This window comes from Turicibacter sp. KK003, assembly GCF_037014675.1.
GTDB classification, from domain to species: Bacteria; Bacillota_I; Bacilli_A; order MOL361; family Turicibacteraceae; genus Turicibacter; species Turicibacter faecis.
This window is the reverse complement of sequence record NZ_CP142738.1, coordinates 1,475,904-1,497,968: the sequence shown is the minus strand read 5'-3', so window position 1 is coordinate 1,497,968 and position 22,065 is coordinate 1,475,904. Positions and strand designations below refer to the sequence as shown.

At 36.7% G+C, this 22,065-nt stretch carries 23 protein-coding genes; 18 read left to right on the top strand and 5 right to left on the bottom strand.

Annotated elements, in window-relative coordinates; translation table 11 throughout:
* The first annotated feature begins 211 nt into the window (after nucleotides 1-211).
* From VXM77_RS07370 to VXM77_RS07355, 4 genes are all read left to right on the top strand, one after another.
* Nucleotides 212-712, top strand: coding sequence for a GNAT family N-acetyltransferase (locus VXM77_RS07370; protein ID WP_338505832.1), 501 nt, complete (start codon nucleotides 212-214; stop codon nucleotides 710-712).
* Between the two features lie 676 nt (nucleotides 713-1,388).
* A complete protein-coding gene (locus tag VXM77_RS07365) occupies nucleotides 1,389-2,552 on the top strand; it encodes an MFS transporter (RefSeq protein ID WP_338505831.1) in 1,164 nt (387 codons plus the stop codon).
* A gap of 90 nt (nucleotides 2,553-2,642) precedes the next feature.
* Nucleotides 2,643-3,176, top strand: a complete 534-nt coding sequence (locus tag VXM77_RS07360) for a helix-turn-helix domain-containing protein (protein ID WP_161832943.1) — start codon at nucleotides 2,643-2,645, stop codon at nucleotides 3,174-3,176.
* On the top strand, nucleotides 3,131-4,021 hold the full coding sequence (locus VXM77_RS07355; RefSeq protein WP_161832944.1) for an IS3 family transposase: 891 nt from the start codon (nucleotides 3,131-3,133) through the stop codon (nucleotides 4,019-4,021). The genes VXM77_RS07360 and VXM77_RS07355 overlap by 46 nt, the downstream gene beginning before the upstream one ends.
* A 48-nt stretch (nucleotides 4,022-4,069) precedes the next feature.
* Here the strand turns inward: VXM77_RS07355 and VXM77_RS07350 are convergent, their stop codons facing one another.
* The gene (locus VXM77_RS07350; RefSeq protein WP_338505830.1) at nucleotides 4,070-5,854 is read right to left on the bottom strand and encodes a glycerophosphodiester phosphodiesterase; all 1,785 of its coding nucleotides are present in this window, start codon (nucleotides 5,852-5,854) and stop codon (nucleotides 4,070-4,072) included.
* Between the two features lie 285 nt (nucleotides 5,855-6,139).
* On the opposite strand from VXM77_RS07350, the gene VXM77_RS07345 reads away from it, so the two are divergent.
* The 7 genes from VXM77_RS07345 (at nucleotide 6,140) to VXM77_RS07315 (ending at nucleotide 12,059) form a co-directional block, all read left to right on the top strand.
* Nucleotides 6,140-6,454 (top strand): hypothetical protein, encoded by a 315-nt coding sequence (locus VXM77_RS07345; protein ID WP_161831668.1) that lies wholly within the window; start codon nucleotides 6,140-6,142, stop codon nucleotides 6,452-6,454.
* Between the two features lie 565 nt (nucleotides 6,455-7,019).
* A complete protein-coding gene (locus VXM77_RS07340; RefSeq protein ID WP_161831667.1) occupies nucleotides 7,020-7,298 on the top strand; it encodes a hypothetical protein in 279 nt (92 codons plus the stop codon).
* 38 nt (nucleotides 7,299-7,336) lie between these two features.
* Nucleotides 7,337-7,615: a hypothetical protein gene (locus tag VXM77_RS07335; RefSeq protein WP_262953612.1), complete on the top strand. Its 279-nt coding sequence runs from the start codon at nucleotides 7,337-7,339 to the stop codon at nucleotides 7,613-7,615.
* A gap of 421 nt (nucleotides 7,616-8,036) precedes the next feature.
* On the top strand, nucleotides 8,037-8,213 hold the full coding sequence (locus tag VXM77_RS07330) for a hypothetical protein (RefSeq protein WP_202618724.1): 177 nt from the start codon (nucleotides 8,037-8,039) through the stop codon (nucleotides 8,211-8,213).
* A gap of 280 nt (nucleotides 8,214-8,493) precedes the next feature.
* Entirely contained in the window at nucleotides 8,494-9,240 is a 747-nt protein-coding gene (locus VXM77_RS07325; protein ID WP_161831665.1) for a DeoR/GlpR family DNA-binding transcription regulator, read from the top strand.
* A complete protein-coding gene (pfkB, locus tag VXM77_RS07320; RefSeq protein ID WP_161831664.1) occupies nucleotides 9,237-10,157 on the top strand; it encodes a 1-phosphofructokinase in 921 nt (306 codons plus the stop codon). Before VXM77_RS07325 ends, pfkB begins: the two co-directional genes overlap by 4 nt.
* A gap of 15 nt (nucleotides 10,158-10,172) precedes the next feature.
* A complete protein-coding gene (locus VXM77_RS07315) occupies nucleotides 10,173-12,059 on the top strand; it encodes a fructose-specific PTS transporter subunit EIIC (RefSeq protein WP_338505827.1) in 1,887 nt (628 codons plus the stop codon).
* Between the two features lie 194 nt (nucleotides 12,060-12,253).
* Here VXM77_RS07315 and VXM77_RS07310 read toward each other — a convergent pair whose 3' ends face one another.
* The gene (locus tag VXM77_RS07310) at nucleotides 12,254-12,889 is read right to left on the bottom strand and encodes a hypothetical protein (protein ID WP_161831662.1); all 636 of its coding nucleotides are present in this window, start codon (nucleotides 12,887-12,889) and stop codon (nucleotides 12,254-12,256) included.
* Nucleotides 12,890-13,041: 152 nt separating this feature from the next.
* Here VXM77_RS07310 and VXM77_RS07305 point away from each other — a divergent pair, with 152 nt between their 5' ends.
* Nucleotides 13,042-13,638 (top strand): glycosyltransferase, encoded by a 597-nt coding sequence (locus VXM77_RS07305; RefSeq protein WP_161831661.1) that lies wholly within the window; start codon nucleotides 13,042-13,044, stop codon nucleotides 13,636-13,638.
* Between the two features lie 180 nt (nucleotides 13,639-13,818).
* The gene (locus VXM77_RS07300) at nucleotides 13,819-14,391 is read left to right on the top strand and encodes a hypothetical protein (protein ID WP_161831660.1); all 573 of its coding nucleotides are present in this window, start codon (nucleotides 13,819-13,821) and stop codon (nucleotides 14,389-14,391) included.
* Nucleotides 14,392-14,436: 45 nt separating this feature from the next.
* Here the strand turns inward: VXM77_RS07300 and VXM77_RS07295 are convergent, their stop codons facing one another.
* On the bottom strand, nucleotides 14,437-15,195 hold the full coding sequence (locus VXM77_RS07295; protein WP_338505825.1) for an exodeoxyribonuclease III: 759 nt from the start codon (nucleotides 15,193-15,195) through the stop codon (nucleotides 14,437-14,439).
* Nucleotides 15,196-15,389: 194 nt separating this feature from the next.
* On the opposite strand from VXM77_RS07295, the gene VXM77_RS07290 reads away from it, so the two are divergent.
* The 4 genes from VXM77_RS07290 (at nucleotide 15,390) to VXM77_RS07275 (ending at nucleotide 18,551) form a co-directional block, all read left to right on the top strand.
* Entirely contained in the window at nucleotides 15,390-16,703 is a 1,314-nt protein-coding gene (locus tag VXM77_RS07290; protein WP_161831658.1) for a GNAT family N-acetyltransferase, read from the top strand.
* Nucleotides 16,704-16,744: 41 nt separating this feature from the next.
* Nucleotides 16,745-16,981 carry a hypothetical protein gene (locus tag VXM77_RS07285; protein WP_161831657.1) on the top strand — a complete coding sequence of 79 codons (237 nt, stop codon included), beginning with the start codon at nucleotides 16,745-16,747 and terminating at the stop codon, nucleotides 16,979-16,981.
* A gap of 87 nt (nucleotides 16,982-17,068) precedes the next feature.
* The gene (locus VXM77_RS07280; protein ID WP_338505824.1) at nucleotides 17,069-18,085 is read left to right on the top strand and encodes an alpha/beta hydrolase; all 1,017 of its coding nucleotides are present in this window, start codon (nucleotides 17,069-17,071) and stop codon (nucleotides 18,083-18,085) included.
* Between the two features lie 181 nt (nucleotides 18,086-18,266).
* A complete protein-coding gene (locus VXM77_RS07275; protein ID WP_338505823.1) occupies nucleotides 18,267-18,551 on the top strand; it encodes a hypothetical protein in 285 nt (94 codons plus the stop codon).
* Between the two features lie 101 nt (nucleotides 18,552-18,652).
* Here VXM77_RS07275 and VXM77_RS07270 read toward each other — a convergent pair whose 3' ends face one another.
* The gene (locus tag VXM77_RS07270) at nucleotides 18,653-19,147 is read right to left on the bottom strand and encodes a DedA family protein (protein WP_161831654.1); all 495 of its coding nucleotides are present in this window, start codon (nucleotides 19,145-19,147) and stop codon (nucleotides 18,653-18,655) included.
* A gap of 504 nt (nucleotides 19,148-19,651) precedes the next feature.
* Between VXM77_RS07270 and gshAB the strand changes: the two genes are divergently transcribed.
* Nucleotides 19,652-21,037: a bifunctional glutamate--cysteine ligase GshA/glutathione synthetase GshB gene (gshAB, locus tag VXM77_RS07265; protein ID WP_338505822.1), complete on the top strand. Its 1,386-nt coding sequence runs from the start codon at nucleotides 19,652-19,654 to the stop codon at nucleotides 21,035-21,037.
* A gap of 44 nt (nucleotides 21,038-21,081) precedes the next feature.
* On the opposite strand, the gene VXM77_RS07260 is transcribed toward gshAB, so the two are convergent.
* Nucleotides 21,082-21,903 (bottom strand): hypothetical protein, encoded by an 822-nt coding sequence (locus tag VXM77_RS07260; RefSeq protein WP_262950628.1) that lies wholly within the window; start codon nucleotides 21,901-21,903, stop codon nucleotides 21,082-21,084.
* Nucleotides 21,904-22,065 lie beyond the last annotated feature (162 nt).

Genomic DNA, 22,065 nt, shown 5'->3' with positions numbered 1-22,065 from the left:
AATTCCTTTATTTGTTGATTCGACGTTTGTAAGCCAGTGAGAAGGTTCTCTAAATCAAGTGTGGAGAGTTTTGATAGATGTTCATTATTATATAATCAAAAGAATTGATAACGCTTTAAAAACTATAATCATACACACATCACATGAATCGCCAATTTTTTAAAAAAAAGAGTATATTTAAGTTGAAAAGAAGTAAGAGGAGAGATTTAAAATGAATATAGAGTTATTGTCTAGTCGATTTAAAGTAAAATATATTGAAGAGTCTCAAATAGATGAGGTATATGAACTTTGTAAAGGGAATCCAATATATTATAAATACTGTCCTCCCTACATAACAGTTCAAGGAATAAAAAAAGATATGATTGCACTACCAAATGGTAAAACGTTAGAAGATAAATATTATATCGGTTTTTATGATAATAATAAGCTTGTTGCTATCATGGATTTGATTTCTAAATATCCTGATGAAGAAACGGCATTCATAGGATTCTTTATGATGAGCCAAGAGCGTCAAGGAAAAGGTGAAGGGACAAACATTATTACAGAAGTATGCGGATATCTTAAAGAAATAGGTTTTCTGAAAGTAAAACTTGGTTATGTGAAAGGTAATTCTCAAAGTGAAACGTTTTGGAGGAAAAATCATTTCTTAAAAACAGGAATAGAAAGACAAGAAGAGGGTTATGTAGTGGTACAAATGGAAAAACAACTTTAATTAGAAACGTTGTGTTTTAAATAAAGGTTGATAAAATAGAAATTCCTCATGGTATCAATACATTGAAGTGATTTACAGTGCGAATGATTGATTGAATCAGAATTAGCAAAGGAACTAACACGACTAATGAAACAACGATAACCCTTTTAACAAAATCTAATGTTCCCTTAATCGTTAGAGCAGAGGTAGCAATAAGTGTGAGAATAGTTATCATGAATGGATTGACAGTAGGAACTAAAGTGGTAGCAATGACTTTCTTTTTTATAGAGCATCTCCTATTAAGATATCATTTAATACTGTTATATATTAGATGCCAAAAAATAATATAATTTTAGAGGATATCATAAGTAATTCAAACAACTAGAGGTTCTCCTGTTCTAATGGCTCCCTTTGAAATTATCAAGTAGATGGCTTATGCTTATCAATATATTATTTTTATCGAGTCTACCTAAGTTCATCTCATCGTAAAGATGAGATGTCTTTAGGATGGAGTGAAACACGGGTATAGTGACTTTGGACAGCGGTAAACGTTTGAACTGTTTAACACTTATCGTTGGTCTGTACGGAATCTGTTTTGGACTATGCGGTAAACTCTCAGAGGTGACAAGGAGATTTTACGTTCTGCTGATGTGGGATACACATAGGGGGAATATAAGGGAGGATAGGAGCTAAAAATATGAAGCGATTTTATGTGTATCGAATTTTTACGTTAAATCATTTTATGACGGCCGTTTATGTCATTTATTTACGCTCGTTAGGATGCTCGTTTGTGAGTATTGCGGCGTTTCATACAGCTAAAGATTTAACTGTGATGGGATTAGAGATTCCATTAAGTTATCTTTCCGAAAAAATAGGATATAAATTTGTCTTAGTGCTTTTGGGTATTTTTATGACACTTTCAATGTTACCCATGATGGGGACAACGAATCGGGCGCTATTATTTTTAAGTTTTATTTGTTGGGGCATCGCTGTATCATGCGATTCCGGAATTAGTGATGCCTATTTATATGAGCAAGTAGGTGAACAACGCTATCCTATCGTTCAATCCAATACCCTCATGTGGCGACAACTGGTCGGATCAGCCTTTAAATTAATGGGGTCAATGGTTTATTCCATATTTCATCTGCTTCCATTTCTGCTCACGTTAATCAATAGTTTAATTTCGACAGGTACCGCATTGAGTTTCAAACAGATAAAGGTTAAACAAACTCCGCGAAAGGTGTCATTTAAACAGTTTAAGGGGACGGTCTTATCTCCTACCTATCTTGCTGTTGTTTTTCATAGCGTGTGTTTAATTACTTTTTTAAGTTTAACGTTTACGTATGAATCGGTGTTACTTGTCGATCAAGGCCTAGATGCAAACTATTTAGGGGTTGTGACGTGTTTGAAATTAATGGTAAGCTCTTTCGGTGTCCATCTCGTTAAAAAGTTTGTATCTATCAAAAATAGTTCCAATTTTTATCTGTGGTTATACGTTATTTCAACCGTTGCTATCTTAGGATTAGGAAGTCGAGCGTCTATTTTAGTCATTAGTTTATCACTCTTAGTGATTTCGGTCGTAAATGGGGTAATGTTTCCCTATCGAAGCATTTTATTAAATAAAGTGATTCAAGATAATCGGGCAACGTTGTTGTCTATTCAATCTCAAGGTCAATTTTTTATGCGAGCCGTTTTATCGTTAGGAATGAGTTGGATAGCAAATCTTGTTTCCCCTTCATTTGCGATGGTAGGCTTAGCTGGATTAACATTATCCTCCATTTTAATCATGCGAGGATGCTTTTATCCGGTCATGAGAACCGTCGATGAATGGAACGAGAACAAAGTGAAGTCAGTCGCTTAACGGTTAAAAATTAAAGATAAAAGGGATCACCCATTTGATGTGCACCCCAAATGTTAGACTAAAAAATCTAACGTTAGGGGTGTTTTTTCTATGGCTAAATATAGTCCAGAATTCAAATTAAGGATTGTTAATGAATATTTACAAGGGACTTTAGGTTATCGATCGCTTGCTAAGAAATATCAGATTCCAAGTCAATCACAAATTGAAACATGGGTTAGACAGTATAAACAAGAAGGAAAAAACGGATTACAACCAAAAGAAAAACAAGTATATACTGGAGAATTTAAATTAAATGTATTAAACTATATCAAGACAACAGGTGCTTCATATAGCCAAACTGCTATTCATTTTGGAATATCAGATATAGGAACGATTGCGAATTGGAATGCAACGTTTCTAAAAGGCGGTGTAGAGGCATTACTTAAACCGAAAGGAAGGTCTCAAAGCCCTATGCCAAAATTAAAAGCATCTAAACAACCGAAAACTTTAACACGTGAACAACAATTAGAAGAAGAAATTAAATTACTCAGAATTGAGAATGAATACTTAAAAAAGTGTCACGCCCATGGGATTACGCCATGGAACCAAAGAATCAAATCGAGACAAGAATCATCCAAGAATTAACGGCTAATTTTAAATTAAGTGATATTTTAAAGGTCACAAAATTTCCTAAATCAACCTATCATTATTGGGTTAAAAAGATGGCGCAAGAGAATCCAGATCAAGAACTTGAAAATCTTATTTTAAGCATTTTTAAAGAAAATGATGAGAATTATGGTTATCGTCGAATCACAGATGAGCTTCATCATCGAGGTCATCGGGTTAACCATAAGAAAGTCTATCGTCTGATGAAAAAGCGTGGAATTATTTGCGTTAAGTTTAGTCATAAATCACGTAAATATCGTTCGTATAAAGGAACTGTTGGAACAGTGGCTAAGAATCGAATTAACCGCCGATTTAATACCCCTTATCCGTATCAGAAATTGACAACAGATGTGACTGAGTTTAAAACGCAGGAAGGAAAGAAATTATATTTAAGCCCAATCATGGACATGGCAACCGGTGAAATTTTGTCCTATTCAATGAGCCATAAACCTGACTTGAATTTTGTCATGGAATCTCTGAATCAGGTCCTACCTATTCTCAAACAAGCAAAATATAGAATAACCCTTCATTCCGATCAAGGTTGGCAGTATCAACATCAAAAATGGGTTAAAGCATTAAAAACACATAAAATTTTTCAAAGTATGTCACGAAAAGGAAATTGTCTAGATAATTCACCGATGGAAAACTTCTTTGGAATCCTTAAACAAGAAATGTACTATGGAAAGACATTTAAAACCTATGAGGAGTTAAAAGAAGCCATTGAAAACTATATCTACTACTATAATCATAAACGAATTAAAAGAAAATTGGCTGGTATGAGTCCAGTCAAATACCGAATTCGTACCAGCCAATTAGCTGCATAATATTAAGTTCAACATTTGGGGTTCACTACAATTTGGGGATCCCTTTTATCATGAAGGTTTGAAAAAAAGTTGATTGATAAGCATAATGTAATGGTCATTCAGATGTGCCTTTTGTTTTTTTAAGAGGGTGGGATTATCGGTCACAATCCCATCGACTTGCATCGCAATCATCGTTTGCATTGTGGCTTCTTTATTGACCGTCCACGCATAGATTTGTTTTCCAGAATGATGGACCTGACTGATGAGGGCATAAGAGATAAAGGACGCCTCAATCGAATAGTAGTCAACGTCTTTTAAATTTTGATAATCCCCGTAAGCAAGTGCCGTAATATAGACGGTTTGGATGTCGGGGTTAATCATTTTAGCGACTTGTAAAACACGGTAATCCATGGATCCAATAAGACATTCATCTTCCATTTTGTTTTCCTCTATTAAGTCAATTACCTTTTGAGTAATCTCGGATGTTTCTTCATTGACTTTGATTTCAATCATGAGTGTCAGTTTTCCTTTTGCCTTTTTTAAGGCTTCCTCTAGCGTGGGGATCGGTTCCCCGAAAAAGGCGGCATCAAATCGTCCTCCTACTTCTAATTGCCTGATTTTTTGATAAGTTGTCTCGGTTACTTTTTGATCATAACCAGATGTTCGTTTCAGATTGGAGTCGTGCATCAAAATCACTTCTTTGTCTTTGGTCATCTGAACATCAATTTCTGCCATATCAGCACCATGTTGAATGGAATAATCAAGAGCAGCTAATGTATTTTCAGGAACATAGGTTGCTGAACCGCGATGAGCAATAATTTGAATATCATCTGAAAAGTTTCTCCGACCAATCGAGAGGAAATTAGGACTAATGAGCCCACTACCAATGAGGAAGAAAATCCCGATCATGACTCCTTTGAGAATCGGATGTTTTGTCATTTTTGACGCGCAGCCTTTTATCGGAGGAAGATACGGGGCTGGGGTAATGAGGTAAAGAGTATGGATAAAGGCGCACATCAAAATTAAAAAGAAGGACGGTGCAATAATCGTTAATATACTTTTAATGGTTAAGGCTATATTTATAAAGATTGTCGATGCCTCTGTTGGATGAATGATTTTAATGGCAAGCGCACTTATTAGAATTAGTCCGCCATAAAGCCCCATAAAGGCTATTCCGATAAGCAGAAGATAGTTCAAGGTGTAGAAACGAAGAACTACTGTTTTCGATGAGCGTTTAACACTTTCCTTCGCTGCCCGAATGAAGGGCAACTTTTGATAGACCACCCCTTGGAGGGTAAAGCAAAAACGAATGTTAAGTAAGGCTAGAGCAGAGATGAAGAGAAAATAAACAGGATGAAAAGGCGCCCGTTGGTACAATAAATCGAATAAAAATTCGGTAATTGAAAAATCTTTTAGGAAATAGTATTTAAATAAAAAGGAAGAGATAGGGATGATACTCGTTAGAAAAAGGAGGAGTAAAAGGTTTCGAGGGGCTAGAATATTTAACGCCCCTTTTAGGCTTCGTGTAATGGTTTGAAAAAGCGAAAGTCTTTGATGATGAGTAGCTGCTTGTAAAAGGAGGAGAATAGCGTAAACTTCTAAAAATAATACATATCCAAGACAAATAATCATAAAAAAGCCTAAGATTAAAACACTTGGTGAAAGGCAAAAATGAACCGCTTGCTTGGCGCTCAGATAAGTCATATTCAACTTTTGCATAATCGTTGTTAAAATTGAAAAAAAAGATGGCACGATGACTGCCAAAAGAAGCAATTTATGTATAAGCTCAAAAAGAGCAAGTGTTAGGGCATTATATTTGAGATAAGTGAACGTTTCTTTAATCAAATGGGCCATGGTTGCAACCTCCATATCTGTCGTATTACTCCATCATATGCAAAAAGGAAAATAAACTTGCTTAGGACTAACAGGAATTAATGAGGAATGGTGCACACCCATCATGAGTTTTAACAACGACCATTCATCAAGTACTAGGTGGTCCAGTTAAAAGGGACGAGGGGGTAAGAATAGTATGTACATATTTTGGTAAAATTATGAGCGAGTTAATCGATAAAATCCTTTTCTTTAAAAACACAAAAAAAATTTGTATAATAGGATTGAGCGAAAGGAGCAAATCAAAAGATGAAGACTTATTACACAACGAATTTTGATTTTTATTATGATGAAAATATGATGGATATTCCGCAAGCGGTGTTAGAGAGTGAGCAATTGTCACCCGCTGCTAAAAATATTTATATTTACTTTATTTATTTAATCACGGAGAAGGTGGAAGATATTTTAGGCGTTTTATCGCAATTAGAAGAGGCGCGAAATGATTTAGAGGCCGGCTTGTCTGAACTCCTAGCGTGTGGGTTAATAAAAAAAGAAGTCAGATGTAATGAATCAGGTGAAGAAGAATTACATTATATTGTGACTAAGGAGTTAGCAAGAAAGTGATGGACGAATCACTATTTTCTTAAAAAGGGGCCTTTTAATTATCGTGAATTTTTCATGAAAATGAGCTATAACTTTGACGATGGAGGAGTTTGTTTTAAAAGCGTCCAACATCGTTTTTATTATGAGATAAACGAAAGAGAGGGGGGAACGACCTTTAGTGTTTCATGTAATAAATAGAATTTAACCACCTCAAACTTTTATAAAAAATGGGAAGGAAACCGTTAAAAATGAAGAAGATCAAAAAGACGGATCACTTTCTCAAGTTAAATTTCAATTGACTGCATAAAAGAGCACTTTTTTTTACAATAGGTGATTAGAAGAACCCCGTCTACGGATTTAAAACGAAGACGAGGTTTTTTTATTATTTTTCTTCCAAACAGAATTCGACAATTCGATTATGGTTAGCGCTTACTCGAAAAGAGGGGAGGATGAAATAGAGATTGTGTACGTTTTCACAGGCTTCAATTGAACTTTTTTTCACAATATTATTGTTAAAGAATTCACAACATGCTATACTACAGACATCAAGCAAAGATTAATTAATACGTGAGAGGGGTTTTCAAGGATGAGAACAGAGAAAGAATTTATCAACCGAATTAAGGAATGTCCGATGGATGTTAAAATCAGGGGGAATCGTCAAAGTATTATTTTATCTTTCGATGAAACAGAAGTGAAGTTCCCAGTTGTTGATTATATTTATACACGATTTGTGTGTTCTTTGTCTCATGCTCAAATCTTATCAAAAGGTAAACTAGAAGAGTTGAGTTTAAAAAGTTTCGAGGCGCTCGCAACAGCAGCGATTAATCGAAAAGGATCAAGTTTTGATTTGACATTTCAAGCGTAAGCGTGGATATAAAGGGGAAAAATGAAGGAGGAAATCAAATGAGAACAGAAAAGGAATTTATTAACTATATTAAGGAATGCCCAATGGAGGTTAAAATTAGGGGGAATCGCCAAAATATTATTTTGTCTTGTAAAGATACAGAGGTAAGATTTCCGGTTGTTGATCATATTTATACACGATTTATTTGCTCGCTTTCAGAGGCACAAATTTTATCAAAAGGCCATCTAGAAGAAATGGGATTACCAAGTTTAGAAGCATTAGCAACAGCGGCGATGAACCGTCAAGCGTCTAGCTTTGACTTAGTATTTGAGGCCTAATAAGGGAAATAAAAAAGCTAGATATTAATCTAGCTTTTTTGTTTGAATGTTTTTAGTCGAACCTTGTTGAACTCACGGACGATTTGAAAGATAAGGCAGTGATGTTTTAAAAGATGAAGACAGGTAGATTAAAGGTTTGTTTTAACTATAACGTCTATGAGAAAACCTCGAAGGGCTTAGTGGCTTTGGGTGATTAATTTTAAAAAGAAAGCGTAGACAAAACGGTTAGAATTTATCTAGCTTTAATCATTTGGCCTAAGCGGAGGAAAGCGGTTGATAGAACTCCTTATCTAACTTCGTATAAATCGAATGGGCGGAATGGATTTTTGACCAGAGGAGGAAAAAAATAAAGAGTTTTAGGCATATTTTTATGAGGATCTTCTTATAATGAAGTATCAACTAATTAAAGGAGCCTATAACGATGAAAAAATTTGAGTACCGATTAGAAAACTTAGCGATTGATATAAAGACAGTTTTAAATGTGGCAAATCAGGAGTTAACGGAAACGTTAAAACAAAAATTAGATGAACTTGGGCAAGAGGGATGGCGCCTTTGTGGAGTTAATGGTCATTTGTATTATTTTACACGTGAATTATAACTAGTATTCATTGAATAAAGAGGGAGAGGGATACCTGATCAAAATGAGGGGCCCCTCTTTTTTTGTTATGTAATGAACGAATATGGATGTTTATGAACGAAAGTGAATGAATTTGAATGAAAACGATTGACTAAAGGTGAGGATTTCGTTAAAATTGAATTGTAGGAAACGGTTTCAAAAAAGAGTTATAGAGGTGTTCAAGACATCCATGAAATGAACGTGTTTAGAAGGTCCCTCATCACGGGAAGTTAAACGAAATAGGATATTGGAGGTGAGGCTTTTGATTACAGAAAAAAGACATCAATTAATCTTATCGGAACTCAAGGAGAAAGGATCGGTAAAGGTCGCTGATCTTGTGGAGAAGTTTAATTTTTCAGAGTCAACCATCCGTCGAGATCTTGTTCAACTTGAAGCACGTCATTGTTTAAAGCGTGTTCATGGGGGTGCAATCCCTGTTCTTAATAAATTTGTTGAAAAAAGCTATCAAGATAAAAAAAGTCAATTTATTCATCAAAAAGATGGGATGGCAAAGTATGCAGCCTCGTTTGTTCAGGATGGAGAGAGTATTTATCTTGATTCAGGAACAACAACCTTTGAGATGATTAAATATTTAAAAGAAAAGGATATTGTGGTAGTGACGAACGGACTCTCTCATATTGAAGCGCTCATTGATCATGAAATTCCATGCTTTATTCTCGGGGGAAGAGTGAAACACAAGACAAAGGCGATTATCGGATATGAGGCGCTAACCTTGTTACATCGTTATAAATTTGACAAGTGTTTTATTGGAAGTAACGGGGTTCATCCCATCCACGGTTTTACCACCCCAGATCCAGAGGAAGCCTTGATTAAAGAGCACGCGATTAAATCCTCAGCAACGACATATGTCTTAGTTGATGAAAGTAAGTTTGGTGAAGTAAGTTTTACAAAGTTTGCGGACTTAGAAGAAGCGACTATTATTACAACAGGAAGTCTTGATCTTAAGGCCTATGAAAAAATAACGATAGTAAAGGACGTGAAAATATGATATATACAGTAACTTTGAATCCATCGATTGATTACGTCGTGAATATGGAGCAATTAGTTGAGGGAATGGTAAATCGGGTGAGCACCGAACATTTTTATGCGGGTGGAAAGGGAATCAATGTGTCTCAAATTCTGAATCAGCACGGAATTTCCAATCGTGCATTAGGTTTTATTAGTGGATTTACGGGAAATTTTATTGAAGGAAGCTTAAAAGAAAAGGGCATTGATACCGATTTTATTCGATTGAGTGAGGGATACTCTAGAATCAATATGAAAATTAAAACAACGACAGATGAAACAGAGATTAATGGAATGGGACCGCATATTCCAAAAACAGAGATTGATAAACTGTATCGGCAGTTAGATTTATTAACGGCGGATGATACGTTAGTGTTAGCGGGAAGCATTCCGGCGACGCTACCGGATGATTTTTACGAAAAAATGATGGAGCATGTACAGGATCGAGGAGTAAAAGTAGTCGTTGATGCCACTAAAAATTTATTATTAAACGTCTTAACCTATCGTCCTTTTTTAATTAAACCTAATCATCATGAAATAGCAGAGATGTTTGGGGTAACGATTTCAACCACGGAAGATTTGCTTCAGTATGGGAATCGCTTGAAGGACATGGGGGCGCGTAACGTCTTAATTTCAATGGGAGGAGACGGAGCAATTTTATTAGCTGAAAATGGTGAGGTATACCGATCAAATGTTCCAAAGGGGGTCGTAAAAAATTCAGTGGGAGCCGGGGATTCGATGGTAGCGGGGTTTATTGCCGGTTATGAAAAAACTCAATGTTATGAACAGGCGCTTCGTCTTGGAGCAGCGAGTGGGAGTGCCACAGCTTTTTCAAGCGATGTAGCGACAGCAGAGGAGATTTTAGCCTTAGTAAAGGAAATTGTTGTTCAAAAACTATAAAATGGAGGGGTTCATATGAGAATTATCGATTTGTTAAGTAAAGACTCAATTAGTCTTCAGTTACAGGCGAAAAATAAAATGGAGGCCATCAATGAATTAGTTGATTTAGTAGATGCTAGTGGTCACTTAACTGATAAAAAGGCGTACAAGGAAGGAATTATTGCGCGTGAAGAGCAGAGTACAACCGGGATTGGAGAAGGGATTGCCATTCCACATGCTAAAGTAGCTGCAGTGAAAAAGGCATGCTTGGCGGCCGCTGTTAGCCACGTGGGGGTTGACTATGAATCGTTTGATGGAAGTTTAGCTCATTTGTTTTTTATGATTGCTGCACCTGATGGGGCAAATAACACGCACTTAGAAGTCCTATCGCGATTATCAACGATTTTGATGGATGAATCCTTTAGAAAGAAACTGATGGATGCCAAAACAGTGGATGAATTTTTATCATTGATTGATCGAAAGGAAACAGAGGCGTTTAAAGAGGAAACAGAAGAAGTTATCGAACAAGGGGGGAATGAAAAGACATCAAAATATCCTAAAGTATTGGCGGTCACAGCGTGTCCAACTGGAATTGCGCATACGTTTATGGCGGCAGAATCACTTAATAAAAAGGGGGCAGAGTTAGGAATTTCGATTAAGGTTGAGACGAATGGATCAGCAGGAATTAAAAATGCGTTAACAAAAGAAGAGATTGAGCATTGTGAAGCTATTATTGTTGCGGCTGATAAAAAGGTAGAAATGGCACGATTCAATGGTAAACGTGTGATTCAAACAAAGGTTGCCGACGGGATTCACAAAGCAGAAGAATTAATTAACCGGGCGGTAAATGGAGAGGCACCCATTTACTATAATTCGTCAGCGACACAGGATGTAGTGGAGGAGTCAACTGAAAGTTTCGGGCGTCAATTATATAAACACTTAATGAATGGTGTTTCAAACATGTTACCTTTCGTTGTAGCTGGAGGAATTTTAATTGCCCTTGCCTTCTTATTTGATAATCGCGAAATAAACCCAGCAAATTTTGGATCAAATACGCCGTTTGCTGCTTTCTTTAAAACGATTGGTGATGCAGCCTTCGGATTTTTATTGCCTGTGTTAGCAGGATTTATCGCAGTTAGTATCGCGGATCGCCCAGCTATGGTTGTTGGTTTCGTTGGTGGATTGTTAGCAAATGTAGGTGGCGCTGGATTTTTAGGGGCGTTACTGGCCGGATTTATTGCAGGTTATCTTGTTGTTGGATTAAAGAAAGTTTTCTCATTTTTACCATCATCACTTGAAGGAATTAAACCTGTTCTGCTTTATCCTTTATTTGGAACATTGCTTGTCGGAGTCATCATGACGTTTATTGTAAATCCGCCAGTTGCCTTTGTTAATCAAGGGTTGACTAACTTTTTAAATGGATTAGGAACGAGCTCAGCAGTTATTTTAGGAATTGTTGTGGCTGGAATGATGGCGATTGATATGGGAGGACCATTTAATAAAGCGGCTTACGTTTTTGGAATTGCTTCATTAGAATCTGGAAATGAAGCAGTTATGGCGGCTGTCATGGCCGGGGGGATGGTTCCACCTTTAGCCATCGCATTAGCCACAACGTTCTTTAGCCAACGTTTTACAAAAGAGCAACGTGATTCTGGAAAAGTTAATTATGTCATGGGACTCTCTTTTATTACGGAAGGGGCTATCCCATTTGCAGCGGCTGATCCATTAAAAGTCATTCCTGCTTGTGTGGTTGGTTCGGCGATTGCTGGTGCACTAACGATGATTTTTAATTGTACGTTGCCAGCACCACACGGTGGAATCTTCGTATTACCGGTTGTAGGAAATGCCCTCATGTACCTTGTTGCGATTGCCGTAGGTTCAATAGTCGGTGCTTGTATTTTAGGTGCTTTAAAGAAAAAATAATGATGAGTGAGTGTTGGTTGGATACCGAGGACTCGAAAAAAGACCCCAGGCAGAGATAGCTGATCTATCTTCGGACCTGGGGTCTTTTGTATAGGATTGGGGAGGCTAGGTCAACATACAATGGGTGACAGTGGTTGATTAGACAACCAACCTGGCGATAACTTTTTGTATGTTCCAACTTCCCGTTAGACGTTTCATTTTATTTCATCTACATGAAGCTGTCCATTTGCGACTAAGAACTCTTCAAACAACGGAAGCTTCTCTTGAAGTTCTTGACAAAATTGTCGCCATTCAGGCAATCGATGATGGTGACGTTGTGACCAAATGTTCATGAGTTGCAAATAGTTAGTTGTAATTCTTCCTGTCATTTTTAATCCCGCTGGGGTCGAGTACAGGAGTTTCAGATAATCTTCTTTAGACTTCGTTTGCTGATAATGTTTTTGAAGCTCTTCTAGACGCTCGATAATAAGAGGGTCTGTATAGTCGTTAAACGCAGATTTTAAATCAAACTGGCTAATTCGATGCATGGTACTCATCCCAGTAATGATGTCAGCAAAATGGTACCGTTGAAACTCAATCCAAGCTTTATTTGTAAAGGTGATATCCATATTCACGACAATCCCCTTCGCAAACGAACAATGTCCACTATTTAACGGAGCGCGTAACAGCTTTAGAGCACGTCGGTAAGGGTGAGACTCCTTTGCATTCCCTTTTAAAGAATTCAGTTGTTGTAAAACAATTTCTTCCTGATAATCCTCAATCATCGCATACCCACTCGCAATAAGGGTCTCCTCTAAATCATAGACGCGTAAATGAGAAATAATCTCCATTTTTTCTCCTCCTTTTTACAATTTAAGATTAAAATAACATGCGAAGAGATGAGGGGGCAAGGAAAAATAACAAATTTCTAATAATCGGTAGAAACGATGAACGATTTATTAGAAAATACATATAATAATAAAAAGGAAAGGAGTCGATCGACATGAGTCAAATAATTCCTAAAATAATTCATCAAATATGGTTAGGAGACGGTGATGTTCCAATAAAATATTTATCGTTTATTGATTCGTGGAAGTCACATCATCCTGATTGGGAATATCACCTATGGACGGTGGACCATCTGATTCCCTTGAGAAACCAAAGAAGTTATGATCAAACGACAGATGTCGTGCAAAAGACCAATATCGTTCGTTATGAAGTTCTTTATCAATATGGTGGAATTTACGTTGAATTAGATACAGCCTGTTTTAAAAATATTGAACCGTTATTGGATGATGTCGAATTTTTTGTGGAAACTAAAGATGATTTTTATTTTTCTAATGAATTGATGGGATGTACGCCACATCACGAATTAATGGGCGAATTAGTGGAAGGAATTTCTCGTTCTTTACAGACAGAGGGCTTAGCCCCAATTGATGAGCAAAGCGGTAGCCTTTATATGATGAAGTACCTTCTTTGGATGCCAGAGGTCACCATTTTGGAGGAGGCTATGTTCATTCCATCACATACCGAGTTGCTTCAGCCTGAGGATGGCTCATACTGCTATCGTTCAGCGCGATTCGTCCCCTCTTTAGGATAAATTGCTTTTTTTGACGCTTTACGAGTGCTTCTACTATAACATATGATAAGGCGTCATAGATAGTCACCGTTTAAGAAAAAGAGAACGTAGTTTTTAAATCCAGGAAATACCCCTTGACATAGATAGACAAGTTCCTTACGAGTCGCATGTTAGACTAATGACGATGAGAGGGGGATGCGGATGAAAAATCCAAAATCGTTTACGACGTTTTTAGAAGGGTTTAACTTAGGAACCATTCTATCATTAATTTTATTGGGGAGCATTTTATTAAGTAGTCAATCTATTCAAGCATATAGTTTAATCTTAATTCTTATCTTAACGTGTGGTGTTGTCATTGGGGTGGTTAGGCAATACTTGCTGATTCAATTAACCTTAATGAAAAATATGAGCCATTCCTTTAAGCGCTCGCAAAATCAAATTCCAAAACGTTTATTAGAGATGAAAAATAATAAGTTACTCGACGCCCTACATTTATTAGCAGGGATTAGCTTACGGTTGCGAATGAACATGGGGGGAGTTGCTTTACTCACCGTTCTTTTGTTAATGACGCTATTTTTACCAACCGTCTATACGTATTATTTTTCTTCGAAGATGTTGATTGTGAGTTTAATTTGGAATCTTGCCTTTATCATTTATACGTTTAAAATAGTAAGTGAAATCAAGGAAAATTATTACTATCTTCAAGATCAGATTAATTATTTATTAGAAGTTAATCAATTTAATCCGGCTCACATGGGGCAAAAACAAAGCTAACCTTTGATAAATAAGAAATGGACAAGTGCAAGACTTGTCCATTTCTTATTTTATGGTGAGTGTGAGACCAACCGGGCAGTGATCAGATCCTAAAATTTCTGGATAAATAGTAGCTGTTTGTAAGCTTTCTTTTAGACGATTAGAAACAAGGAAATAATCAATGCGCCAACCCACGTTTTTAGCACGTGCATTTGCACGGTAAGACCACCAGGAATAACATCCTTCTTGGTGCGGGAAAAAGTAGCGAAAGCTATCAATAAATCCTTCTGAGAGTAAATGGGTCATTTCCTCACGCTCTTCTTTTGTAAATCCTGCATTTTTTTGATTAGTTTTAGGGTTTTTTAAATCAATAGGTTGGTGGGCGACGTTTAAATCCCCACATAAAATAACAGGTTTTTTCTTGTTAAGTTCGACTAAATAATGGCGAAAGTCACGTTCCCAACTTAAGCGATACGGTAACCGGGCAAGTCCGTTTTGGGAATTTGGAGTATAGACATTTACGAGATAAAATTCATCGTATTCTAACGTAATGGTTCGTCCTTCTTGGTCGTGCTCCTCCAGGTTGATTCCATAAAAAACCGACGTCGGACGGTGTTTGGTAAAAATGGCTGTTCCAGAATAACCTTTCTTTTGGGCATAATTCCAGTATTGGTAGTACCCCTCAAGTTCTAAGTTGATTTGTCCTTCTTGTAATTTTGTCTCTTGAATACAAAAAAAGTCAGCATCGATAGCTTGAAAAAAATCTAAAAATCCTTTTTTAACACAGGCGCGTAATCCGTTGACATTCCATGAGATAAATTTCAATTTTATTCCTCCTTTTTATGAAAAAAAGTTTATCGTACCTTGCAATAAAAGTCTACTAAAATGGACGATGTTTGAAAAAGATGTTGAAAAATGCAAAATCCTTTTTATAGGGGAGGGCACATAAAAGAAGCTAAAAAACATAAATTAATAGCATGATAGGGTTATGACTTTTTTGTAAGATGGGAGAGATCGACATGAACTTATGTACAGATCATTGCCAATTAATTGAGAAACATAAGGGAGGAGACCCCTCTCATTTGCAAGCATCGTCTTCTTCAAAAAGGGAGAAAAATGAAAAAATCGTTGATTTTGAATGGGAGGTTAGGCTAACAAAGAATCAGCAAACGATTGGGGGGGTACAGCTTAAATCACTCCCTGATACAGTGAGCGTAGAGTTAGGGTATGATAACTTAGAAGTTTTAAGGCAATTAAACGTTATCGAAGAAATTTTGAGAAAGTTAGTGGACTTTTCTTTTTTGACGTTAAAAGTTCCTCGATTGATGATGATGGTTCGCTCGATTGATTTTGAGTTAACTAAAGTAGTAAAAAAACTTGGGATGAGGTTAGATGAGAAGGTAAGCATTGGGGGCGCTGTTTTCTCAAAATATAGTTTAACTCATCCGATAAATGAAAAAGTTCCTCTCTTAAAAATGCGTTCAAGTGCGCAAATCCAACGAGAGGTACTTGAATTTGTAAAACGTGAAGCGGAAATTCGTATTTTAATACAAACAGGATTACGATTAAATCGCGATGCTCCTCTTGATATTATGAGAGATTACCGCTTTTGTTTAGGGGTAAAAAGTGAAAAATTGCACCGTTATACGGAGGATTGTTCATGGATGGAGACATTTGGGGAATTGTTAGTCGTTAAAAAAAATAAGTTAACCCCGTCTCATCTTCTTTTTCAAATGCAATTTCAAGATGGAATTCGCCTTGATTTTGAATTCCTAACGCTCGATAGACTAAAGGAATATGTTATCTCAGAAACATTGTATCGAGTGATTTTAGACAAGGATCATCAGTTGCCACTAAATACTCAGACTCATCTGTTTCCTAGCCGTGTTTCATGCCCGACGGAAGAGGAGTTTCAGGAGTTACTGAATGACATTTGGTGGAATCAAATTGAGGTTGCTAAGGCATTGTATCGTGAAGAGGTGACGCTAGTTGGGTCACTTTATGAGAAACTTTTAACGGAGGGGCTAACAACCTTATTAGGCTGGATGGTTGAAATTAAATATGATTGGAAGGTTGATTTAGGCCGAAAAAATAGGTGGTTAAAACGTTATTTATCAGATACTAGCTATCAAGAGTATCTTTCACTGTATCCTAATCAAAGTTATGGGGGGATGTGGGAGCGTTTGTTTTTGATGAAGTTATTCGTTGAAAAATATGCGAAAAAAGTGGCAGGGGTTCTCGGATACACCTATGATGTTGAACAAGGGGAAAAAGTAGCTAAATTTTTACATCGAATCAATTCTTTACCAAGTAACGCCAGTGAATTTCATTAATCATGACGTAAACGTCGGGCGAAAGTCAGGGGGAAATTAAGATGGCAGAAATTATTTTATTAATAGTGATTGCTGGATTGGTTTTAGGGGGGCTTTGTTTGTTGTTTGTCGGATTAGGTGTCTTCCAATTGATGATGAAAGGGATAGCATTAACGAGGATTACCGTGATTTTTAGTTTAGGCGTCTTAGTTGTTCTTTTGTGTTTAACAGTTGGTCATGTTATAAGGGTGATAAGTTATTTTGAAGCCCTTTTAAAAGCAAAAACTCATGAAAGATAGTCCCCCCTCCTTATCTTTAATACAAGGGTTCATTTGAGGAGGCAACAAAGGAAAAATAGGATAATGCATGATTGAGGGAGGAAGAGGATGATAAGTAGGAAGAGGATGATCGGTTGGATTGTTTTAGGAGGAGCGCTTAGTTTGTTTCTTCCGTTGTTAGTGATTGGATGTTTGTATGAGAGGCAATATGGGGAAAGAAATGAGACTCCGGAATATTTAATGTATGACCTCTCAGTATTTTCAAATTTAGAACGTAGTCCTATTTCTTTTGAGTCTAATGACGGTCAATTATTAGCAGGATATGTATATACAAGTCCAGAGAATGACAACCCATTGGGGACCATTATTGTATCTTCAGGAATTGAAACGGGGCATAACGCGTATTTGCCAGAAATCAATTATATGGTAAATAGCGGGTATCGTGTTTTTGCCTACGACGGAACAGGGAATGATGAAAGTGAAGGAGAAAGTACCGGAGGCTACTTACAGGCAGCTATTGATTTGGATTATGCGATTCGTAAGGTGAAGGAAGATAAGCGGTATGGTGACTTACCGGTGATGCTATATGGTCATGGAAGTGGTGGATATGCGGTTGTATCTGTTTTAAATCATCATCAGGATATTACCGCTGTCGTCGAACAATCGGGCTTTTATGCTTCAACGGATGCGATGCCTTATCACTTTCAATGGTTAAAGCCTTATATTAAACTTTATGAGTATTTAAAATATGGAAACTATGCTCGGGAAGACCATTTAAATGTATTGATGCATACGAATAGTCATGTTCTTCTTCTTCATAGCGAAGACGATGAGGTGACAAGTTATGAGCAATCCTTTTTTAAATATGAACCGTTGCTATCGGCCCATGATCATTTAACGTTCAGACGCTATCAAAATCGTGGCCATGATGTCGTTCTTGATCAACGACTTATAAAGACGTTAAAACTACAAGTGGATGCGGATTTAGCGGAAGAGAAGATGTCGCCCACACTAAAAAGGATGTATCAACGGGTTTTTTATGACGCGAAAAAAAATTTAGATGTTGCCGTAATGCAACAGATTATTGATTTTTATAATCAATGGATATATGCAGAATATGAATAATCAGTGAAATTAGGATAAACCTCTATAGTTTCTCTTCAGCGGTAAAGGTCAATGGGCGATAGTAAAAAATGATGAACAAATTTCTGACCTTTACCTTCTATTTTTAATGGAATGATTGAACCCATCAAGTATTCAGTTTATAATACAAAAAGAGAAGTAAGAGGAAAGAAGGTAATGGTCGTTGGTTTTATATGATGTGTTAATGGTTATTTCTATTTTATGTGCACTTTTGGTCACAGGAATGATGATTTGGCTAATGAATCGTGCTAATAAGAAGATTGAGCGTCAAACGCGAGAGATTCAAGAAAAAGTTGAACAGTTAAGAGCAGTGCCTGATCGATTAAAGGTAGAGATTGGGGACAAATTGGAGGTAGTAAGGGGAAGGTTAAGAATTTGTTACAAGATGTTAACGTTTATTGGACGTAGAAGAAAACAAAAACGACTAAAAAAGAGATTGTTAAAGTAAAGTGTCTGTCTGTAAAATAAAAAAACCTCACCTTAATAGTGAACCATAAGGGTTAGATTAAAAATTATATCGTTAAAGGTTCCTATTCGTTTGAGGTTTTTTTATAAAGAGCAGGCGAAAATGTATCCGAGGAGAAGGAGAAGTGAATTCCAAATCGCAATGCCCCCCATCGAGAACCACAGGTATGATTGAAAAGGGACCTGAAAGACACCTGCCATGAGTGAGATAAATGTGCGTACGGTTGGAATTGTTCGACCAATTAAACAAGTGATGGCCCCATAGCGCTCACTCAACTCCTTCGCTTTGTCTAATCCCTTCTGAGTGGGTGGAAATTTATAATAGAAATAATTGTACATGGGGCGACCAAATTTTAGAGCAATCAGATAATATAGAAGACATCCGCAAAGACTGCCAATAAAGGTTGTAAAAAAGATGGTAAGAAGATGAAATGAACTTTGCTTTGTCAAGTAACCGATCGTAGCTAAAATAAGATATGAGGGAATTCCGGTAAGGTTTAAGGCCTCTAAAAACATAATCACAAAAATAAGCAGAGGCCCATACTCATTAAAATAAGATAAGATCTGGGATATTGTCATGAGGTAGACTCCTAAATTTAATTTTTTAAATTTATTATACCATAAAGAAAAAAGTAAAAACAAGTTGGGTGAATCCACATCTCCTATTCAAAAGATCAGGTGTATTAGGCGAGAAAGTTTTATTAAAATGTGCTATGATGGGGGTGGAGATAAGTGTGATTTGGTATAAATACCAAGGAGGAATCATAAGGTATAAATGGTTCAATCTTTTTAGAAGGACACCCCTTTTCATATAAGTGGGGAAAGCATCTAAGCCTGTCACTTAGTAGGGCTTCGTCATCTATATTTAGCAAGACTTAAAGGTTTTCTATGAAAAGATAATTTAGAATTTGTATGTACACCAACCGAAGGAACCATATATTTTATTAAACAGACTGAGTTGTTTAATCCATTCGGATTGGATGACGAATCATTAAATAGAGATGTGAGGAGATTTAAAGTGATCGTCTCGTACAAGTCGTATTGAAAAGGAATGGACGATTTGGGAGAGGAGGTAAAAAGGGAATGTTATTGGAATTGAAAGAAAAACTAACCGTTGAAGATTTATACCACGGAAATTTTGGAATTGAACGAGAGGGACTGCGCGTGACACAAGAGGGGAAACTCGCAGATACCCCGCACCCAGAAGTGTTCGGTGATAAGTTGAAAAATCCGTTTATTACAACCGACTTTTCCGAGAGTCAAATTGAAATGATTACCCCTGTTTGTCAGACGATTAATCAGGTGCATCGCTCCTTAGCTTCTCTTTACCATCAGACAATAAAGGGGCTACAAAGGAAGGAATATTTATGGCCGCAATCGATGCCCTGTTTGTTAGAGGAGAAACAAGTAGTTCCAATTGCCCACTTTACTAGTGATGAGGAAGGAAGGGCGCTCATGGCGTACCGAAAATTATTATTAGATAAGTATGGGGCTAAAAAACAATTGATTTCTGGGATCCATTACAATTTCTCATTTAGTGAAACATTGCTGAAAAAATTATTTTTAGAAAGAGGAGCTAGCCAATCTTATCAATTATTTAAAGATCAAGTATATCTTAAAATTGTCCGTCAATATTTGCGATACCGCTGGTTGCTTATTTATTTTTTAGGGGCTTCTCCGGTCATCGATACAAGTTATTTAAGTGAATGTAAAGCTCCGCTAAAACAAATCGCGAGAGATAGTTTTTCGCATGAGGGAGCTGTTTCCTTTCGTAATAGCTCTTATGGATATCAAAATAAAGTTCCGATTTATGTTGATTACAAGGATGTAAAAAGTTACGTTCGCTCTTTACAGACGTATATTGATAAACAGACACTGTTCAGTTACAAGGAGTTTTATAGTCCGATTCGTTTAAAGGCACGGAATCCTCAACGTTTTATGGATTCATTAAAACAGGAGGGGATTTCCTATCTTGAAGTACGCTCAATCGATCTTAATCCATTTGAACCACTAGGAATTTCTAAGACGGATTTACAATTTATTCATTTGTTTATCTTATTTTTATTGGAGAGTGAGGAGGTCGAGGTGGAAAACTGGCAACAGGAAGCTAACTTCAATGCAGAGCAAATAGCAAGAGAAGGACGTTGTTCTTCACTTCGACTTAAGCGAAGGGATGAAGAGGTTTTAATGACTGAATGGGCATTAGAAATATTGAATAAAATGAAACAAATTAATGATACATTTGGACTTTATCAGGAAGCAATGATGGATCAAAAGGTAAATCAGTTACGCTACCCGGAAGAAACAATTTCAGGGAAAATGGTAGAACTAATGAGGCGGAGTAGCTATCTCGATTTGAATTTAAGTTTAGCGCGTCGATATAAGGATAGTTTAAAACACCATTTGGTTTTAGGGAAAAGGGTAAAGACAGTGGATTTAGGCAAGGAAAATGAGACGTGTTTAAATTAAAAATGAAGGAGAATTCTATTTTAAGGGAGTTCTCCTTCATTTTTTTATTGTGAAACCTGTTCAATTTCATCGAGAATTCCACTTAGGCGAAGGGCTAGTTCATCTAATTGAAGTTCTTTAAATTTTAAATCCTCCTCTGTTGCAAGTTGTTGTTGTTTACTGCGTTTGAATTGAGATGTTTCATCATTCTCAACCGCAATATAATTTGCTTCAAACGCTTGCAACAGTTCTTGCGTTTCGTGTAAATCTAAAAGAATCATCGTCTTGGTGTATCCTGATGTTAAAAACTCCGTAGCAACATTAAAGGCTGAGTTAACAGGGTGTTTAGTGAGTTGTTTATCAATTGCTTTGAAGGTTGTTTGAATGACTTTCGTATAATCAGTTTCATTTGGGTTATGAAGGTATTGCTCAACCGTGTGTACGGCTTCCGTCATTATTTTTAAAGAGGTTTCATAAAGCGAAGAGGTGTCCTGTGAAGACATATGTTTAGATAGCTTTTCTTTAAGGTTAGTTAAAGGTGTGAGAATTTGTTTAGAAAGAGTCTCAGTATAAGGTCCTGTTTCTTCGGCAAGAATATTACGTTGGGTTCGTAATTCTTTAATATTTGTTTGTAGACTTTGAATCTCGGACTCTAACATGCTACGTTCTTCATGAAGCATGGTTAGTTGAGAAGTGGCATTAGCAAGGGTAGGCGAATCTGCCTCTAGTAATTTGGAAACAGGTGTTGCTGTTGTTCGAGCTAAATCGAGTTTAATAGCAGATGTTTGAATCTGTTCGGGTTGGTGTTGGGTAAAGCTTAGGGAGATTCCGCTGACGACTACTAATCCCCCAACTAAGCTAATAGGTATCATTTGTTTAACGTTCATAATAGCCTCCTAAAAAACTAGTTTTTATTAGTATGTCCGTTTACAGGGGATTTTTACGATAAAATTCAAAATAATAGTAAATAAGAGAGATAACTTTTTGGGGGAAGAAATGAAATTTCACCTAGAATTAGGCGAGAGATGATAGGTGATGGTAAAAAACAT

Bases quoted from the DNA above. Each gene is read 5' to 3' on its own strand.
- VXM77_RS07365 (WP_338505831.1), top strand. From the start codon at position 1,389: ATGAAGCGATTTTATGTGTATCGAATTTTTACGTTAAATCATTTTATG.
- VXM77_RS07280 (WP_338505824.1), top strand. From the start codon at position 17,069: ATGATAAGTAGGAAGAGGATGATCGGTTGGATTGTTTTAGGAGGAGCG.
- VXM77_RS07310 (WP_161831662.1), bottom strand. From the start codon at position 12,889: ATGGAGATTATTTCTCATTTACGCGTCTATGATTTAGAGGAGACCCTT.
- VXM77_RS07300 (WP_161831660.1), top strand. From the start codon at position 13,819: ATGAAAAATCCAAAATCGTTTACGACGTTTTTAGAAGGGTTTAACTTA.
- VXM77_RS07290 (WP_161831658.1), top strand. From the start codon at position 15,390: ATGAACTTATGTACAGATCATTGCCAATTAATTGAGAAACATAAGGGA.
- gshAB (WP_338505822.1), top strand. From the start codon at position 19,652: ATGTTATTGGAATTGAAAGAAAAACTAACCGTTGAAGATTTATACCAC.
- VXM77_RS07340 (WP_161831667.1), top strand. From the start codon at position 7,020: ATGAGAACAGAGAAAGAATTTATCAACCGAATTAAGGAATGTCCGATG.
- VXM77_RS07285 (WP_161831657.1), top strand. From the start codon at position 16,745: ATGGCAGAAATTATTTTATTAATAGTGATTGCTGGATTGGTTTTAGGG.
- VXM77_RS07355 (WP_161832944.1), top strand. From the start codon at position 3,131: ATGGAACCAAAGAATCAAATCGAGACAAGAATCATCCAAGAATTAACG.
- VXM77_RS07260 (WP_262950628.1), bottom strand. From the start codon at position 21,903: ATGAACGTTAAACAAATGATACCTATTAGCTTAGTTGGGGGATTAGTA.
- VXM77_RS07315 (WP_338505827.1), top strand. From the start codon at position 10,173: ATGAGAATTATCGATTTGTTAAGTAAAGACTCAATTAGTCTTCAGTTA.
- VXM77_RS07330 (WP_202618724.1), top strand. From the start codon at position 8,037: ATGAAAAAATTTGAGTACCGATTAGAAAACTTAGCGATTGATATAAAG.
- VXM77_RS07350 (WP_338505830.1), bottom strand. From the start codon at position 5,854: ATGGCCCATTTGATTAAAGAAACGTTCACTTATCTCAAATATAATGCC.
- VXM77_RS07335 (WP_262953612.1), top strand. From the start codon at position 7,337: ATGAGAACAGAAAAGGAATTTATTAACTATATTAAGGAATGCCCAATG.
- VXM77_RS07360 (WP_161832943.1), top strand. From the start codon at position 2,643: ATGGCTAAATATAGTCCAGAATTCAAATTAAGGATTGTTAATGAATAT.
- VXM77_RS07345 (WP_161831668.1), top strand. From the start codon at position 6,140: ATGAAGACTTATTACACAACGAATTTTGATTTTTATTATGATGAAAAT.
- pfkB (WP_161831664.1), top strand. From the start codon at position 9,237: ATGATATATACAGTAACTTTGAATCCATCGATTGATTACGTCGTGAAT.
- VXM77_RS07305 (WP_161831661.1), top strand. From the start codon at position 13,042: ATGAGTCAAATAATTCCTAAAATAATTCATCAAATATGGTTAGGAGAC.
- VXM77_RS07370 (WP_338505832.1), top strand. From the start codon at position 212: ATGAATATAGAGTTATTGTCTAGTCGATTTAAAGTAAAATATATTGAA.
- VXM77_RS07270 (WP_161831654.1), bottom strand. From the start codon at position 19,147: ATGACAATATCCCAGATCTTATCTTATTTTAATGAGTATGGGCCTCTG.